Source organism: Kosakonia sp. H02, assembly GCA_030704225.1.
Lineage (GTDB): Bacteria > Pseudomonadota > Gammaproteobacteria > Enterobacterales > Enterobacteriaceae > Kosakonia.
The window spans coordinates 246,500-262,948 of record CP131915.1; the positions used below are offsets into that span (position 1 = coordinate 246,500).

Sequence of the window (16,449 nt, forward strand, 5' to 3'; positions counted from 1 at the left end):
CTGGTTGTGAAACGCTAATATTTGCGCAGTGGTTTCAAAATTTTTGCAGGCAGATTATGTGGTCAGAATATTCCCTTGAAGTGGTTGATGCGGTCGCGCGCAATGGCAGTTTTAGCGGCGCGGCGCAGGAGTTGCACCGCGTACCTTCTGCGGTGAGCTATACCGTGCGGCAACTGGAGGAGTGGCTGGCGGTTCCGCTGTTTGTTCGTCGCCATCGCGACGTTGAATTAACCCCGGCCGGGGTCTGGTTTTTGAAAGAGGGGCGATCTGTTATCAAAAAAATGCTGGTCACCCGCCAGCAGTGCCAGCAGATCGCTAACGGCTGGCGCGGACAACTGGCGATTGCCGTAGATAACATCGTGAAGCCCGCGCGTACTCGGCAACTTATTGTTGATTTCTATCGCCACTTTAGTGATGTCGAACTGGTGGTGTATCAGGAAGTGTTCAACGGGGTCTGGGATGCGCTGGCTGACGGACGCGTTGAACTGGCGATTGGCGCAACGCAAGCGATCCCGGTGGGCGGGCGCTATGCGTTTCGCGATATGGGGATGCTGAGCTGGAAATGTGTGGTCTCCCGCCAGCACCCGCTGGCGGCAATGCCTGGCCCGCTGAGTGACGAGACGTTGCGCAACTGGCCGTCGCTGATTCAGGAAGACACCTCTCGCTCGTTGCCAAAACGGATCACCTGGCTGCTGGATAACCAAAAACGGGTGATTGTGCCGGACTGGGCATCGTCACAAGCGTGCTTGTCGGCGGGGCTGTGTGTGGGGATGGTCCCGGCGCATTTTGCCAGACCCTGGCTGGATAGCGGCGACTGGGTAGCCCTGGCGCTGGAAAACCCATTTCCCGATGCGGCCTGCTGCCTGACGTGGCAGCAAAACGAGGCTTCGCCAGCGCTTAACTGGCTGCTGGAGTATCTGGGCGACAGTGAAACGCTAAACAGCGAGTGGCTGCGGGAGCCGCAATGATGGCCCCCGCAAGGGAAGATCAACGGCGGTAATCGCGGAACGGGCCATCGGCCACGGAGCGGCGCTCCACCAGGCGCGGATGCACTTCGATGGATTGCGACTCTTCGCGCTTGTTGACAATGCGATCGAGCAGCATGGTGAAGGCAGTTTCCCCCAGCGAATCTTTCGGCTGGTGGATGGTTGTCAGCGCGGGCGTAAAGAAGCGCGAGTTGCGTACGTTGTCATACCCGATAACAGAAATGTCCTGCGGCACGCGCAGCCCCATCTCATCGGCGGCGCACAGCGCGCCCATAGCCATAATGTCGCCGCCACAGAAGACGGCCGTCGGGCGCTGCGGCTGACCGAGGATCTGCTGCATGGCGCGATAACCGGATTCCGGCTCAAAGTCACCCTGCACAATCCAGTTTTCCGCAACAGTAATCATCGCTTCTTCCATCGCTTTCATAAAACCGGCCAGACGGCCTGCGCCGGTGTTGCGCTCCAGCGGGCCTGGGATCACGCCAATATCGCGATGCCCACGTTCAATCAGATAACGGCCGGCCATATAGCCGCCTTCAAACGCGTTATCAATAACGGAATCGGTAAAATCGGCTTTCGCTTCGCCCCAGTCCATAACGACCATGGGTATGTGGCGATACTCTTCCAGCATGCTGAGGACAGATTCCGGGTATTCCGAGCACATCACCAGCAGGCCATCGACGCGTTTTTGCGCCATCATCGACAAATACGCTTGCTGTTTTTCGAGGCTGTTCCAGGCATTACCGAGAATTAAGGTGTAGCCCTTCTGGAAACATTTTTTCTCAACGGCTTCGATGATTTCCGCAAAATAAGCCGCTTCGCTGCTGGTGGCCAGCAAACCGATTGATTTGGTGTGGTTCACTTTCAAACTACGCGCAACGGCGCTCGGGGAATAGTGCAGCTCTTTGATGGCCGCCCACACGGCGTTGCGCGTCTCTTCGGCGACGAAGCGGGTTTTGTTAATTACATGTGATACGGTTGTAGTGGAAACGTTTGCTCGTTTCGCGACGTCTTTGATCGTTGCCATCAGATGTTACTCCAGACCATATCATAAGCTCCTGATAATACTTAAGGTAAACGTTTGCCTTTAATCACCCTGAACCCATCAAAGTGAGTGCGGTACGCCGGGAAAACGACACTGGACGTCAGGAGGGGAGTCAATGGCCGGTACGCTAATAAATTTAGCGTCGAATTTTGTCTGATCTTGAGCAAAAGGGGAAGTGATAAAACGTTTCTGATGAGATTTCCCGCAAGATCTTTAGGAAAATTTGTGCAAAAATGCGCAAGCTCACTTTTTGTGGGGAAATTAAAAGGAGAAAAATTGATGAGCACCGATCTTAAGTATTCATTATTCACCACCGTCATCGTTCTGGGCCTGATCGTTTTTGGCGCACTGACCGCTGCACTGCATTGATCTCTATGGGGGAGATTTTTCTCCCTCAGTTTTCCCGCCTTGTCATTCACCATTTTTATCTGTTGCGCAATAATCTTTTGTCATTCTATGGGCTGCCGTTTTTTGTGACAGCTGTCATACTTTTGCCTTCAGCGACAGTGTCGAGCGTCGGCATGTCTTATTCGGAGCCCAAATATGAAGATTAATTTCCCTTTGCTTGCCCTGGCGATCGGTGCCTTCGGTATCGGTACGACAGAGTTTTCCCCGATGGGATTGCTGCCTGTCATCGCGCGTGGTGTCGATGTGTCCATTCCGGCGGCGGGGATGTTGATTAGCGCCTACGCCATTGGCGTAATGGTCGGCGCGCCGCTGATGACGCTGCTGTTATCGCACCGTGGTCGTCGCAATGCGCTTATCTTTTTGATGTCTATTTTTACCCTGGGTAACGTGTTGTCGGCCATTGCGCCGGACTACTCCACCTTAATGCTCGCCCGTATCGTCACCAGCCTGAACCACGGTGCCTTCTTTGGTCTTGGCTCTGTGGTGGCTGCAAGCGTGGTGGCGAAAGAGAAACAGGCCAGCGCGGTCGCCACCATGTTTATGGGGCTGACTATTGCCAATATCGGCGGTGTGCCTGCCGCCACCTGGCTGGGTGAAACGATTGGCTGGCGCATGTCATTTATGGCGACCGCCGGGCTGGGCGTGATTGCGATGGCCAGCCTGTTCTTCTCCCTGCCAAATGGCGGCGCGGGCGCTCGCCCGGACGTGCGCAAAGAGCTGTCAGTGCTGGTGCGCCCGCAGGTGTTGACTGCGCTGCTGACCACTGTGTTGGGTGCCGGAGCCATGTTTACGCTCTATACCTATATTTCGCCGGTGCTGCATACGCTTACCGATGCTTCGCCGGTGTTTGTCACCGCGATGCTGGTGCTGATTGGCGTGGGCTTCTCGATTGGTAACTATCTCGGCGGGAAACTGGCTGACCGATCGGTCACCGGTACGTTGAAAGGTTTCCTGGTGTTGCTGATTGCCATCATGTTGGTGATGCCGTTGCTGGCGCGCAGTGAGATCGGTGCGGCAATCGGTATGGTGGTGTGGGGCGCCGCGACCTTCGCTGTGGTTCCGCCGTTGCAGATGCGTGTCATGCGTGTTGCCCATGAAGCGCCGGGACTGTCTTCTTCGGTTAACATCGGTGCTTTCAACCTCGGTAACGCACTGGGTGCGGCAGCGGGTGGCGCGGTGATTTCCGGCGGTCTGGGATATGCCTTTGTGCCGGTCATGGGGGCTATTATTGCCGGGCTGGGGCTGCTGGTGGTGCTGTTCTCCGGTCGCTCACAGCCAGAAAGAGCCTGTGCGGCAGTAGAATAAACATCAGGAGGGGCGAGCCCCTCCTTTTTTATGTGTTATGCGGCGAAGTTTTTCGCCACAAACGGCCAGTTAACCAGCGCCCAGAAGTGCTCCAGATACACCGGACGGGCGTTACGGTAGTCAATGTAATACGCGTGTTCCCACACATCGACCGTCAACAGCGGCGTTGCGTCTGTTGTTAACGGTGTACCGGCGTTGGAGGTTGAAACAATCGCCAGCGCGCCATCGGCTTTTTTCACCAGCCACGTCCAGCCTGAACCAAAGTTCTTCACCGCTGCGTCGGTAAACTGCGCTTTGAACGACTCTATGCTGCCAAAGGTTTGCGCAATTGCCGCCGCCAGTTCACCCGTCGGTTCGTCACCGGCATTGGGCGCAAGGCAATTCCAGTAGAAGCTGTGGTTCCAGACTTGTGCTGCGTTGTTAAACACGCCACCTTCACTATTTTTGATAATCGCTTCCAGCGGCTGGCCTTCAAACGCGGTGCCTTTAATCAGGTTGTTGAGGTTGGTGACGTAAGCCTGATGGTGTTTGCCGTGATGGTAATCCAGCGTTTCGGCTGAAATGTGCGGCATCAGGGCCTCTTTTGCATATGGTAATGCAGGTAATTCGAACGACATGGCTACTCTCCTTTCTTCTTTTAATGCACTCAATAGCCCTACTGAGTGTGCGGGTAGGGTAGCAAAATGAAAGCGCTGACAAAAGAGAGCGTTACCTGCCGCTGTTGCGGCAGGTGAGGGAATTAGCGAATGGTTTTCGGCGTGACAACGCGGCGGGCACCGACATAATGGCGCTGCCAGTAATCTTCGCTTAAGGACGTGACCTGGATGTCCTGACCGCTACGCGGAGACTGAATGAATTTACCGTTGCCGACATACACGCCTACGTGATCGGCGGTACCGCGCCCCTGGGTGCGGAAAAAGACCAAATCGCCGCTTTCCAGTTCAGCCACGTTGACCGGTGAGGCATCGCGCAGGTGATACATCTCATTGGCGGTACGCGGAATGCGGAATTTCACCAGATCTTTATAGGCGTAATAGACCAGGCCGCTGCAATCAAAACCGGTTTTCGGTGAGGTGCCGCCCCAGTGATAAGGCTTGCCAATTTGGTTCATCAGCTTGGACATGGCGGTTTTCTGTACTTTTTGCACGCGCAATTTATGCGCATCGGCGAGGGTGCCCGGCTGAGTGCTTTTGACTTTCACGCAGTGGGGTTTTTTATGGCCTTTGCGCGGCGTGCATTTTTCCGTAAAGGTGACGGTAGCGGTTTTTAATGGGCTGGTGGCTTTACGACGCGAGGTAATTTTGCTGGCTTTCTGACTGGTGGAAACTTTTTTGGTCTGAGTCGTTTTTTTAGAAGTAACTTTTTCTGCCTTACTGCGACTGCTTTTCTTTGATGTTTTTTGTGATGTTGTTTTTTTCTTACGTTCGGATGCTTTCACCAAATGCGTTTTTTGCACGGCCGAAGCTGGCGCTTGTTCAGAAGCGTTCGCTAATGGCGTGAAAGACAGCGTGGTGAACAACAAAGCACAGAGCGTGATTGAAGCTTTAGGTATCCGCGCCACTGAGCAATCCCCTGTTAGGGCAGGCATCAATAATGCTTGCGTATGGTTTTCAAAACTCGTCGATTCTAATCTATAAAAAGCTCAAAAGTTAATACTGTTTTTGCATCTAAAGCTTCGTTTCGTTAACAAGCGCAAAAAAATTCAGCAAAACGTTTCGCTGCGTTCAAACCTTAAGCAAAATGCGGCCGCCAGATGATAAAAGCATGAACGGTGAATAAAATGTTATTTTCCGTTGTGTCCCTGACCCGCTACAATGTCCGATCTCTGCCGTAGAAGATGTTGAAGGAAGCAAGACTATGAGTGAAACAATTGAAAAAATTCAGCGCCAGATCGCTGAAAACCCGATCCTGCTGTACATGAAAGGTTCTCCGAAACTGCCAAGCTGCGGTTTCTCTGCCCAGGCGGTACAGGCGCTCTCTGCGTGTGGTGAGCGTTTTGCCTATGTCGATATTCTGCAAAACCCGGATATCCGCGCCGAACTGCCGAAATACGCAAACTGGCCGACCTTCCCGCAGCTGTGGGTTGAAGGCGAGCTGGTCGGTGGTTGCGATATCATCATCGAAATGTATCAGCGTGGTGAATTACAGTCGCTGATTAAAGAAGCTGCGGCAAAATATAAAGACGAGCCAAGCGCCGAATAATACTTGCCTTTACTGAGCGAACGATAAAAGGGTTCATGTTGCGACATGAGCCCTTTTTTTATTGCCGATGCGCTCCCCGCAACCCGTTGACTCAACAATAATTCTTCTGTATTAATGTGCGGCCTTTTTGGTGTAACTCGTTGTAAATTATCTTATTTTTAAGAATGTTTAGAAATCGCAGGATAATTTTCTGCTGATGACCAGGGTATGTATTGGATTAAGTAAATTAAGGATGAAGAAATGAAAAAAAGAACCAGAGTTACGGCAATATTTATGATGCCGCTGGCTTTTTCGGTCGCTGCACAGGAACACATCAATGTTACCCACGAAGAAGTTACCACCGGGATTTCTCTCGGCACGCTGAGCGGACTGACGAAAGAGAGGGTGTACGATCCCGCCAACGGTGGGCGCAAAGTCAGCCAGCTTGACTGGAAATACCGTAACGCCGCCATTATTCAGGGCGATCTGGAGTGGCAGGTCAGATCGTGGCTCTCATTCGGGGCTGCCGGGTGGACAACCCTCGATCACAAAGGCAGCAAAATGGACGATTACGACTGGCTATCAGCTTCGCAAGATAAATGGACTCACCACAGTAGCCATCCCGATACGCGGCTTAATTTCGCTAATCAGTGGGATCTGCATTTAACGGGGTGGATTTTCAACGAGCCGGACTGGCGTGTTGGCCTGCTGGCCGGGTATCAGCAAAGCCGCTTTAGTTTCAGCGCACGCGGCGGCATATATCAATACGAAAACGGGGCTTATAACGGTACGTTACCAGACGTGAAGACCATTGGTTACGGACAGCGCTTCGATGTGCCTTATATTGGCCTGACTGGACTTTATCGCTATAACAATTTCGAAGCGGGCGGTAGCTTGAAATACAGTGGCTGGACGCGCGCTAAAGGCACAGACAGGCACTATTTGCGCAGCCTGACATTCATCGATAAAACCCAAAAACAGGATTTCTTTTCCCTCTCTGCGAATGTCGGGTATTACGTCACACAAAACGCGAAAGTCTATCTTGAAGGCACCTGGAATCGCACCATGAATAAAAAAGCCGACGATACCGTTATCTTTAGTGAAGGTGACAATTATGGGCGTACTGCCTTTAAAAACGGCGCAGGCATAGAGAGCTACAGTCTGTTAGCAACGGCAGGGCTGAAATACAGCTTCTGATAAAACAAAACCGGTCTGGTGACCGGTTTTTTTACGCTTGTGGATCGTCGGTGGTGGGCAACGGCCAGCCGCCAAGGCGTTTCCAGCGGTTGACGATTTCACAAAACAACAGTGCTGTTTGTTCGGTATCGTAGAGCGCAGAGTGTGCCTGAGCGGCATCAAACGCAATGCCTGCGGCGCCACAGGCTTTTGACAGCACGGTTTGCCCCAGCGCCAGGCCGCTCAGTGACGCAGTATCAAAGGTCACGAACGGGTGAAACGGGTTACGTTTCAGCGCTGCTCGCTCGGCAGCGGCCATCATAAAGCTGTGATCAAACGTCGCGTTGTGCGCCACCATGATGGCGCGGTTACAGCCCTGATCCTTAATACCTTTGCGCACCATTTTGAAAATGGCATGCAGTGCATCATATTCACTGACCGCGCCGCGCAAGGGGTTTGACGGATCGATACCGTTAAACGCCAGCGCTTCCGGTTGCAGGTTTGCCCCTTCGAATGGCTCAACATGAAAATGCAGCGTGCTGTCAGGCATCAGCCAGCCTTGCTCGTCCATTTTTAATGTAATGGCGGCGACTTCCAGCAGCGCATCGGTTTTGGCGTTAAACCCGGCGGTTTCAACATCGATCACCACAGGATAAAAACCGCGAAAACGGTCGCACAGACCAGTGAGTTGAGCGTTATCGGACATCAGGATCTCTTGATAGGGAAAATGGCAGCGCATTATGGCAAATTTTACGAAGGGATGTAAAACAGCGGGCGCAAAGCGCGCCCGGGGAGATTAATGACCCAGCCCGCGACCGGCGTCTTTCTCTTCGATAAGCTCGATTTTGTAACCGTCCGGATCTTCAACGAAGGCGATAACTGTGGTGCCGCCTTTTACCGGGCCAGCTTCACGGGTGACGTTACCGCCGTTTTTGCGAATCGCTTCACACGCTTCGGCCGCGTTATCTACGCTCAGGGCGATATGACCATACGCGTTACCCAGGTCATAGCTCTCTACGCCCCAGTTGTAGGTCAGCTCGATCACCGCTTCGTCGCTCTCCGGGCCGTAACCGACAAAGGCCAGCGAGTATTTATATTCCGGGTTTTCGCTGGTGCGCAGCAGTTTCATGCCCAGGACTTTGGTGTAGAAATCAATTGAGCGTTGCAGGTCGCCAACGCGCAGCATGGTATGAAGTAAGCGCATAATGTCCTCTTTTATGAATGAGTTAACGTTCCAGTTCGAAACACGGTTTTTAAGTATAGCGGCCGAAAGTGGCCGCTATCAATGAACAATCGGGAGATTACAGAGAAGGGTAGTCGGTATAGCCTTCCGCGCCACCGCCATAGAAGCTTTCCGGGCGCTGCGGGTTCAGTTCGGCTTTCAACTGCAAGCGTTTCACCAGATCCGGGTTAGCAATATACGCGCGACCAAACGCCACGGCGTCAATTAACCCTTTGCCGATCAAGTCTTCGGCTTTTTCAACGGTATACGCCCCGGCACCAATAATCGGGCCGTGGAAGCGGGCACGCACTTTTTCACGGAAGGTGTCGGTATACGGCTCGCCGCCTGCCCAGTCCGGCTCGGACATATGCAGATAAGCAATGCCGCGTTTGCCCAGTTCTTCAATCAGATAGAGCGCGTCGGCTTCTTCATTCGGTCCGTTGTCGGTGTTCTGGAAAGTACCAATCGGCGATACGCGGATCCCGATGCGATCTGCGCTCCACTCGGCACATACGGCATCCACCACTTCCAGCACCAGACGGGCGCGGTTTTCGACACTGCCGCCATATTGATCGGTACGCTGGTTGGCAGATGGCGAGAGGAACTGGTGCAGCAGGTAACCGTGCGCAGAGTGCAGCTCAACCATGTCAAAGCCCGCTTCACGTGCATTCGCCACTGCCTGGCGGAAATCGTTAACGATGCCCGGAATTTCTTCGGTTTCCAGCGCGCGCGGCATGGAGGTGTCTTCACGCGTTGCGTTGCCGTTTTCATCACGTAGCGACGTGCGGGTTCCGGCGCTGATGGCCGAAGGCGCAACCGGTGCAGCACCACCAGGTTGCAGGTTGTTATGGGAAATACGGCCGGTATGCCAGAGCTGCACAGCGATACGCCCATTTTCACGATGTACGGCATCGGTAATTTTCTGCCATGCCGCGACTTGCCCGGCGCTGTGCAGACCCGGCGCGCCGGCGTAGCCTTTTGCCTGGGCGGAAATCTGGGTTGCTTCGCTGATAATCAGACCGGAGCTGGCGCGTTGACGATAATATTCCGCCATCAGTGGCGTTGGGATATCGCCTGGCTCAATGCTGCGCAGGCGCGTCAACGGAGCCATAAATACACGGTTTGGTGCGGTAATTGCGCCCACTTTCAGCGGCGTGAATAATTTACTGGACATAACAACTCCTGAATAGACCGGTCGACTAGTGAAACACGAAATAAAAAAGCCTGATGTTACACAGGCATAGCAATCATCTTTTTAGCATGCGCCAGCGCGCTTTCCAGCGGCAGGGCGCTTCGCGAAATTTTCGCCTGCAAGTTGGCACCGAGCCATAATGCATACAGCACCTGCGCCTGGGTCAGCGCGTCACCGTCAAACGTCAGGCTGCGATCCGCGCGGCCATGCTCAAGCGCCAGAGCGAGCAGGGCGATAATACCGCTGGCACCTTTATCCATCGCTGTGCGCATATCTTCCGATAAATCGCATACTTCAGCCGAGAGCTTCACGGTCAGACAACCGCTAATGGTGCCCTGCTGGCAAAACTGATTCAGGGTTTCCTGATAATAAGCCAGCAATCTGTCGCGATAATTCCCGGGCCCCTGGGTGAAGTGGTTGGTCAGCCGCTGATGATAATCTGCATAGTGACGTTCGAGCAGCGCCACGCCAAACGCCTCTTTAGAGCGAAAATAGTGGTAGAAAGAACCTTTGGGCACTTCCGCCGTTTTCAATAATTCGCTCAAACCCATACCGGTAAACCCGCGGTGCATGCAAAGCTGCTCGCCGGTCGCCAGTAAGTGTTCGCGTGTGTCGTGTTCGGTGTTCTTGCGCATCGCATCACTCTACCAGGGGAGTTACCTGCTGACAATTGGCGAACAATGCGCTTTTGCAGTTGCACGATGCCGCGAGGCAGTCTTGAATGAAAGGATGACGTCACATTGATGGAGACAAACGTGCCTGAACAACTGGAGTTTTTCCCCGTCCAGAGCCCGTGTCGCGGTATTTGTCAGTCGGATGAGCGCGGTTTTTGCCGTGGCTGCATGCGCAGCCGCGATGAGCGCTTTAACTGGCAAAATATGAGCGATGGGCAAAAACAGGACGTTTTGCGCCTGTGTCGCCAGCGCTGGCTGCGCAAAATGCGCGCAAGCAAAGATAACCCGCCGGAAGAACCTCAGCAGCCTTCACTGTTTTAATCACAAAAAAAGGTATACTCGGCGCAAATTACCTTCGAGGAAACCATTATGGTTCAACGTATTACCCTCGCGCCGCAAGGCCCCGAGTTCTCCCGATTTGTGATGGGCTACTGGCGTTTGATGGACTGGAATATGTCCCCGCGCCAGTTGGTCAGCTTTATTGAATCCCATCTCGATCTTGGCGTAACGACGGTCGATCATGCCGATATTTATGGCGGTTATCAGTGTGAAGCGGCATTTGGTGAAGCCCTGAAACTGGCTCCGCACCTGCGCTCGCGTATGGAAATTGTCAGCAAATGCGGCATTGCCACCACCGCGAAGCCGGAACACGCGATTGGTCACTACATCACCGAACGTGACCACATTATTCGTAGCGCCGAGCAGTCGCTGGTGAATCTGGCGACCGACCATCTTGACCTGCTGCTGATCCACCGCCCGGATCCGCTGATGGATGCCGACGATGTCGCCGAAGCTTTCCTGCATCTGCATCAAAGCGGCAAAGTGCGCCATTTTGGCGTCTCTAACTTCACACCTTCCCAGTTCGCGCTCTTGCAGTCGCGCCTGCCGTTTACGCTTGCAACCAATCAGGTGGAAATTTCCCCGGTGCACCAGCCGCTACTGCTGGATGGCACGTTGGATCAACTCCAACAACTGCGCATTCGCCCGATGGCGTGGTCCTGTCTTGGCGGCGGGCAGTTGTTTAACGATCCCGCTTTCCAGCCGCTGCGCGATGAACTGGCGCAGGTGGCGCAGGAGCTGAATGCCGAAACCATTGAGCAGGTGGTGTACGCCTGGGTGATGCGTTTACCTTCATCACCGTTGCCGATTATTGGCTCCGGTAAAATTGAACGCGTTCGCTCGGCGCTGGGTGCGCTGACATTGCAAATGACCCGCCAACAGTGGTTCCGCATTCGCAAAGCGGCGCTCGGTTACGACGTGCCATAAGACTCTTTAATGACCTCCCGGTGAATTCTTTTACTCTGGTTTAAACTTACAGGGCAAAAACAAACCGAAGGAGGTCATATGAAGCGTTTTAGTCTGGCAGTGCTGGCGCTGCTCACCTGTGCCGGAGCGCAGGCCGCCAGTGAAGAAGTGGAGATGAACCTCGTCACCGCGCAGGGCGTGGGGCAGTCCGTGGGCAGCGTGAAAATCAGCGAAACCGATAAAGGGCTGGAGTTCGCCCCGGATCTGAAAGCCCTGCCGCCTGGCGAGCATGGTTTTCATGTTCACGCCAAAGGCAGTTGCCAGCCCGCGATAAAAGAGGGGAAAGCCTCTGCGGCTGAAGCGGCGGGCGGCCACCTCGATCCGCAAAACACCGGCAAACATGAGGGGCCGGAAGGCGCCGGGCATTTAGGCGACCTGCCGGTGCTGGTGGTGAATAACGACGGGAAAGCCACCGATCCGGTGGTTGCGCCACGGCTGAAAAAGCTTGATGAGGTCAAAGGCAAAGCGCTGATGGTGCATGTTGGCGGCGATAATATGTCCGATCAGCCGAAACCGCTGGGCGGTGGCGGCGCGCGCTATGCCTGCGGCGTTATTAAGTAACCGGCTCGCTGAGGGTGCCCGGCGCGGGCGCGTATTCCAGTTGGGATAACGCGCAGTACAATCGCCAGACAACCGAGGCCAGTTCACGCGCGGCGGGCTGATGATGATTACCCAGCGCCGCGCAGATCCGCTGTAGCTCTGCCAGCGTGGCGGTTAGCGTTCGTTGCTGGACGCCGCGCTCACTCATCACATCCCGCAGCAAGTTGATGCAACGATCGCGTACTCTGGCAAGCGGGTCTGAACGCGTCTCCCAGTCGCGCAACTGCCACACCACGTGGGAACAGTTCAACAACACCACGCCCCAGCGCAGCAACCAGCGCCGCGCGAGCGCATCCTGGCTGTTACTGAGTTGGCTGATGTGGTGATAGACCACCGATTCAAATCCATGTTCGCTCAGTTGTGGCATGCGGCTTAACTGATCCACAAAACCCCGACGCAGGGCACGGATATGACGGCGGCTTTTGCGCGCATCTGAGCCTGGCCGCAGCACCGCAAACGCGAGCCATGCCAGCCCAACGCCGAGAATTTTCGCCAGGTCATCATTTAAAAAATCGGCAAAATCATAGACCGGTGGGTTAGTCACGGCGATAAACGAACCCATAAAGACGATTAACTGCCCCCACAGACCAGCCCGTTTCGGCATCTGCAACTTCAGTAACTGCATCGTCGTAAGCAGCGGGAAGAGAAAAAACAGAAACAGCGGTAGTTCGCTGATTTGCACCATCAGCCCAAACTTCACCACAAAGCTGAATAATGTCAGCAGCGTTAGCGTGCGCAGTAATAACGTCAGGGAGTTAAACGGTGCCGGAGCGACGGAATAGAGCACGCAACTGATCGCCGCAAGCGTCAGCGCGGCAGAGCCATATTCCCACTGCGTATTGATGCTCCATGCGCCTACCATGCTTAACGCACAGAAGGTTCGCACGCCGCTCCACAGGGCTTCGACGTTATCCGTATAGCGCATTAACGCAGGGCTGGGCGGTGGCGTATGCACGCTGACCGGTGAGGCATTTTCCAGTTGCAGCAACCAGCGGCGACTGGCGAGATATAACCGGCAAAAATAGCGTAAGCGCTGCCAGAACGCCCGGTGGCGGAAATCATACTCATCTTTTGGTGCCAGCGGCGCGATGATGCGGGCAACGCGCAGCGCATCGGTGTGCGGCCTGGCAAGCTCGGCGAGCAGCTGTTCAAGCACCGGGCGCAAATGAGCTGGCGCATCGGGCCAGTTCAGCAGCATCCGGCGCAGGCTGGAGATAACGCTGGTCATACGCAGTTGCTGGTGTAACAAGTAAGTCAATATGTTGTTCTGTCGGCGGAAGCGGTAATGGCTCCAGAATGCCTGAATGCGCAGTAAATTGGTGGTAAGGATTTGACCAATTACGCTTTCATGCGCCGTGCGGATAGCGTCGGTGGTTTCCGGCTGCCAGAGCAGGCTGGCGTGCTCCAGCAGGCGGGCATGCATCTTGTTCAATGCGGTCAGAAGGGTGGTGCCATCGGCAGTGCCGGGCAGGATCATCATCATCATGCCACCGCATAAGATGCCCAGAATCACTTCGCACACCCGCGCCTGGGCGATATCCCATAGTTCGGTAATATCGGTGACGTTGACCATGGCAAACGCAATGATCGCGGCGGTATAACCGGCCAGTTGAAACGCATAGGCGACGTTGTTTGTAAACTGCGCGCAGGCCCAGGTGCAAAAACCAATCCAGCCCGCCATAGCGAACAGAAACAGCCACGGATCATTAAGCGTCTGCCCGGCGATAATCAGTGCCGCGCACGCCCCAAGCAGGCTACCGGCAATGCGCCCGAGGCTTTTGCTGATAACGCCGCCCACGGTGGGGAAACTGACCACTGCCGCAGAGGTCATCGCCCAGTAGGGTTCATCCAAATCGAGGTAGTAAGCCACCGTCAGCGCCAGGCACATGGCAATGCCGTTGCGTAGTGCATAGCGCCACTGACCGGAGGTGGCTTTCACCCACGGCAGGTTCTGCCAGAGCCAGGCGGGCGTTTTCATTACTCGCCGCCAATCGCCACGGTGCAGGTGGTGCCGGAAACCAGCGTGAGATTATCAGGCAGAGTGTCAAACTGGATCCGCACCGGCACGCGCTGCGCCAGCCGCACCCACGGCACGTTAGGTTTGATATCGGCAACCAGCCCACTATCGGTTTCGACGCTCTGGTCGTAAATCGCCCGCCCTATGCTGGAAACGTGACCCTGTAACGTAAAATTGCCGCTATAGAGCACAATTTTCGCAGCCGCGCCTTCGCGAATATGGCGCAGTTTGGTCTCTTCGAAATAACCCACTACATAGAACGAATGGCTGTCGACCAGTGCAAATACCGGTTGCCCGGCGGTGGCGTAATTCCCTGAGCGCGCCGTCAGGTTGGTCACCCAGCCATCCACTGGTGCGGTGACGCGGGTTTGGGTTAATTGCCACTTCGCCTGATCGAGTTGCGCCTGTGCGACCGCCACGCCCGCTTGCGCCGCTTTGACGCTAATATTGGCCGTATCCAGATCTTCAGCAGAGATGTAATTGTGTGATAAGTGCTGACGGCGGCGGGCTTCGTTATTGGCTTTTGCCAGCTCCGTTTGCGCTCTGGCGAGTTGCCCTTCGGCATTCAGTACCGCAATGTGAAAAGGCGTATCGTCGAGGCGAAACAGCAGAGCGCCAGCTTTTACAAACTGGTTATCTTTGACCGATAGCTCAACAATGCTGCCAGACACTTGCGGTGTGATGCTGACCTGCTCGGCGCGCACTTTGCCATCCCGCGTCCAGGGTGACTGCATATAAAAATTCCACATCCACCACGCTGCAACAATCGCCACGGCCAGCACCAGTAAAGTGGAAAAATATTTCAGGGATTTCAGGCGCATAATTACCACACGATTAACAAGCCGAGCGCGAGGCTCAGGGCAATAACAAACAGTGAGAGATCCATCAGGATGGGGTGCCAGATTTCACCGGCGTAAATCCAGTCGCGCAGCAGGCGGTGGGCAAGCAGCCAGAACAGAAAACCCAACATCACCACTTTAAACAAGGGCGGAAAGTAAACTGATGCACCAAAGATTAAATCTTGCAGGAGTAAATCCGGGGAATGGGAAGTTAACGTCACGCCATTGTGTCCTGTGCAGCCAAACGGTTCACCGGCCGGGAAGCGCCTCGGTGTAAGCCCTGGCGGAGCGAGCAATACATTTGTTTTGCCAATATAAATACTGCAAACTATTCTAAAATGAGTATAATAACTTAGCAAGCTAATTATAAGGAGATGAAATTGGAATCGCCATTAGGATCCGATCTGGCACGCTTAGTGCGCGTCTGGCGCGCTTTAATTGACCATCGCCTCAAACCTCTGGAATTAACGCAGACTCACTGGGTAACGCTGCATAACATTCATGAGCTCCCACCCGAGCAGTCGCAAATTCAACTGGCCAAAGCGATTGGCATCGAGCAGCCTTCGCTGGTGCGTACGCTGGATCAACTGGAAGAGAAGGGCCTTATTTCTCGCCAGACATGCGCCAACGACCGCCGGGCAAAACGCATCAAATTGACAGAGAAAGCTGCGCCGATCATCGAAGAGATGGAAACGGTTATCCGCAAAACCCGGAGCGAAATTCTCGCCGGGATCTCTGCGCAGGAGCTGGATATGTTAATTAAGATGATTGCCCGACTGGAACAAAATATCACTGAACTACAGTCGCGAGACTGAATCCAAAGGGCCTTGCATCCGCAAGGCTTTTTTTTATGCCTGAAAGCGAATGTGGCCACAACGTGTGACCACATTACTGCGCTGATTAGCGCGGAGAGACGGTGATCTGACGGCCATTGCTCGCCATGACGACGCGCTGACCTGCGGAGAAGCGGGTGTTACCCTGTTTCTGCACCACCATTACGGTGTTGCCATCATCTTTGCGGATTTCCAGTTCAACACCCTGGGTTTTATTCATTGAGCCCTGAACTGACTGGCCTGCCACACCACCCGCGACCGCACCCGCTGCCGTTGCGAGAGAACGCCCGGTACCGCCACCGACAGTGTTACCCAGGAAACCACCCAGTACCGCACCGCCCAGCGCGCCGATGACATTATTCTCATCGCCACCCTGAATCTGTACTGGACGGACGTTAACAATGGTGCCGTAAGTGACATTTTGCACCTGTTTTGCTTCCGATGCAGAATAGACGTCACCAGAAAGTGTGTCGTTATTAACACAACCGGCCAAAGTAAAACCAATCAGCGAAACTGCCAGTGCACGTAACATCATTTATGAATCTCCTGTTCACCATGTAACGCTCTTGTGAGCATCCGTCATGGCTAAATTATATGGCATATTAGCGATGCCAGGTCGTATCTTCTGCCAAATCCCGGCAAAAGTATAAACGAACTGCGCTTAAC

Annotated in this window: 20 protein-coding genes; 9 read left to right on the forward strand and 11 right to left on the reverse strand. The window is 54.3% G+C overall.

Annotation, left to right across the window (positions count from 1 at the left end; genetic code table 11):
- The first annotated feature begins 56 nt into the window (after nt 1–56).
- A complete protein-coding gene (punR, locus tag Q5705_01230; GenBank protein WLI77212.1) occupies nt 57–968 on the forward strand; it encodes a DNA-binding transcriptional activator PunR in 912 nt (303 codons plus the stop codon).
- A gap of 19 nt (nt 969–987) precedes the next feature.
- Here punR and purR read toward each other — a convergent pair whose 3' ends face one another.
- Nucleotides 988–2,013: an HTH-type transcriptional repressor PurR gene (gene purR / locus Q5705_01235; GenBank protein ID WLI77213.1), complete on the reverse strand. Its 1,026-nt coding sequence runs from the start codon at nt 2,011–2,013 to the stop codon at nt 988–990.
- 297 nt (nt 2,014–2,310) lie between these two features.
- Between purR and Q5705_01240 the strand changes: the two genes are divergently transcribed.
- Nucleotides 2,311–2,400, forward strand: a complete 90-nt coding sequence (locus Q5705_01240) for a YnhF family membrane protein (protein ID WLI77214.1) — start codon at nt 2,311–2,313, stop codon at nt 2,398–2,400.
- A 174-nt stretch (nt 2,401–2,574) separates the two neighbouring features.
- Nucleotides 2,575–3,744: an MFS transporter gene (locus Q5705_01245; GenBank protein WLI77215.1), complete on the forward strand. Its 1,170-nt coding sequence runs from the start codon at nt 2,575–2,577 to the stop codon at nt 3,742–3,744.
- A 35-nt stretch (nt 3,745–3,779) separates the two neighbouring features.
- On the opposite strand, the gene sodB is transcribed toward Q5705_01245, so the two are convergent.
- Both sodB and Q5705_01255 read right to left on the reverse strand, forming a co-directional pair.
- Complete coding sequence (sodB, locus tag Q5705_01250; GenBank protein ID WLI77216.1) at nt 3,780–4,361, reverse strand: superoxide dismutase [Fe]; 582 nt, start codon at nt 4,359–4,361, stop codon at nt 3,780–3,782.
- 122 nt (nt 4,362–4,483) lie between these two features.
- Nucleotides 4,484–5,305: an NlpC/P60 family protein gene (locus Q5705_01255; GenBank protein WLI77217.1), complete on the reverse strand. Its 822-nt coding sequence runs from the start codon at nt 5,303–5,305 to the stop codon at nt 4,484–4,486.
- Between the two features lie 296 nt (nt 5,306–5,601).
- Here Q5705_01255 and Q5705_01260 point away from each other — a divergent pair, with 296 nt between their 5' ends.
- Nucleotides 5,602–5,946 (forward strand): Grx4 family monothiol glutaredoxin, encoded by a 345-nt coding sequence (locus tag Q5705_01260; GenBank protein ID WLI77218.1) that lies wholly within the window; start codon nt 5,602–5,604, stop codon nt 5,944–5,946.
- Between the two features lie 240 nt (nt 5,947–6,186).
- Complete coding sequence (locus tag Q5705_01265) at nt 6,187–7,122, forward strand: omptin family outer membrane protease (protein WLI77219.1); 936 nt, start codon at nt 6,187–6,189, stop codon at nt 7,120–7,122.
- Between the two features lie 31 nt (nt 7,123–7,153).
- Here the strand turns inward: Q5705_01265 and rnt are convergent, their stop codons facing one another.
- From rnt to Q5705_01285, 4 genes are all read right to left on the reverse strand, one after another.
- Entirely contained in the window at nt 7,154–7,807 is a 654-nt protein-coding gene (gene rnt / locus Q5705_01270; GenBank protein WLI77220.1) for a ribonuclease T, read from the reverse strand.
- Between the two features lie 90 nt (nt 7,808–7,897).
- Complete coding sequence (gloA, locus tag Q5705_01275; protein ID WLI77221.1) at nt 7,898–8,305, reverse strand: lactoylglutathione lyase; 408 nt, start codon at nt 8,303–8,305, stop codon at nt 7,898–7,900.
- A gap of 97 nt (nt 8,306–8,402) precedes the next feature.
- On the reverse strand, nt 8,403–9,497 hold the full coding sequence (locus Q5705_01280; GenBank protein ID WLI77222.1) for an alkene reductase: 1,095 nt from the start codon (nt 9,495–9,497) through the stop codon (nt 8,403–8,405).
- Nucleotides 9,498–9,553: 56 nt separating this feature from the next.
- Nucleotides 9,554–10,150 (reverse strand): TetR/AcrR family transcriptional regulator, encoded by a 597-nt coding sequence (locus Q5705_01285; protein WLI77223.1) that lies wholly within the window; start codon nt 10,148–10,150, stop codon nt 9,554–9,556.
- A gap of 120 nt (nt 10,151–10,270) precedes the next feature.
- On the opposite strand from Q5705_01285, the gene Q5705_01290 reads away from it, so the two are divergent.
- The 3 genes from Q5705_01290 to sodC all read left to right on the forward strand — a co-directional run bounded on the left by Q5705_01290 (nt 10,271) and on the right by sodC (nt 12,055).
- Nucleotides 10,271–10,510, forward strand: a complete 240-nt coding sequence (locus Q5705_01290) for a DUF1289 domain-containing protein (protein WLI77224.1) — start codon at nt 10,271–10,273, stop codon at nt 10,508–10,510.
- 48 nt (nt 10,511–10,558) lie between these two features.
- Entirely contained in the window at nt 10,559–11,455 is an 897-nt protein-coding gene (locus Q5705_01295) for an aldo/keto reductase family oxidoreductase (protein ID WLI77225.1), read from the forward strand.
- Nucleotides 11,456–11,533: 78 nt separating this feature from the next.
- Nucleotides 11,534–12,055: a superoxide dismutase [Cu-Zn] SodC gene (sodC, locus tag Q5705_01300; protein WLI77226.1), complete on the forward strand. Its 522-nt coding sequence runs from the start codon at nt 11,534–11,536 to the stop codon at nt 12,053–12,055.
- Here sodC and Q5705_01305 read toward each other — a convergent pair.
- Genes Q5705_01305 through Q5705_01315 form a run of 3 tightly spaced genes read right to left on the reverse strand, consistent with a single transcriptional unit; the run spans nt 12,048 to nt 15,171 of the window.
- Nucleotides 12,048–14,072, reverse strand: coding sequence for an FUSC family protein (locus Q5705_01305; protein WLI77227.1), 2,025 nt, complete (start codon nt 14,070–14,072; stop codon nt 12,048–12,050). The genes sodC and Q5705_01305 overlap by 8 nt on opposite strands.
- Nucleotides 14,072–14,932, reverse strand: coding sequence for an HlyD family secretion protein (locus tag Q5705_01310; GenBank protein ID WLI77228.1), 861 nt, complete (start codon nt 14,930–14,932; stop codon nt 14,072–14,074). Before Q5705_01310 ends, Q5705_01305 begins: the two co-directional genes overlap by 1 nt.
- 2 nt (nt 14,933–14,934) lie before the next feature.
- The gene (locus Q5705_01315) at nt 14,935–15,171 is read right to left on the reverse strand and encodes a DUF1656 domain-containing protein (protein WLI77229.1); all 237 of its coding nucleotides are present in this window, start codon (nt 15,169–15,171) and stop codon (nt 14,935–14,937) included.
- Between the two features lie 153 nt (nt 15,172–15,324).
- On the opposite strand from Q5705_01315, the gene slyA reads away from it, so the two are divergent.
- Nucleotides 15,325–15,765, forward strand: a complete 441-nt coding sequence (slyA, locus tag Q5705_01320) for a transcriptional regulator SlyA (GenBank protein ID WLI77230.1) — start codon at nt 15,325–15,327, stop codon at nt 15,763–15,765.
- An 85-nt stretch (nt 15,766–15,850) separates the two neighbouring features.
- On the opposite strand, the gene slyB is transcribed toward slyA, so the two are convergent.
- On the reverse strand, nt 15,851–16,318 hold the full coding sequence (gene slyB, locus Q5705_01325; GenBank protein ID WLI77231.1) for an outer membrane lipoprotein SlyB: 468 nt from the start codon (nt 16,316–16,318) through the stop codon (nt 15,851–15,853).
- Nucleotides 16,319–16,449 lie beyond the last annotated feature (131 nt).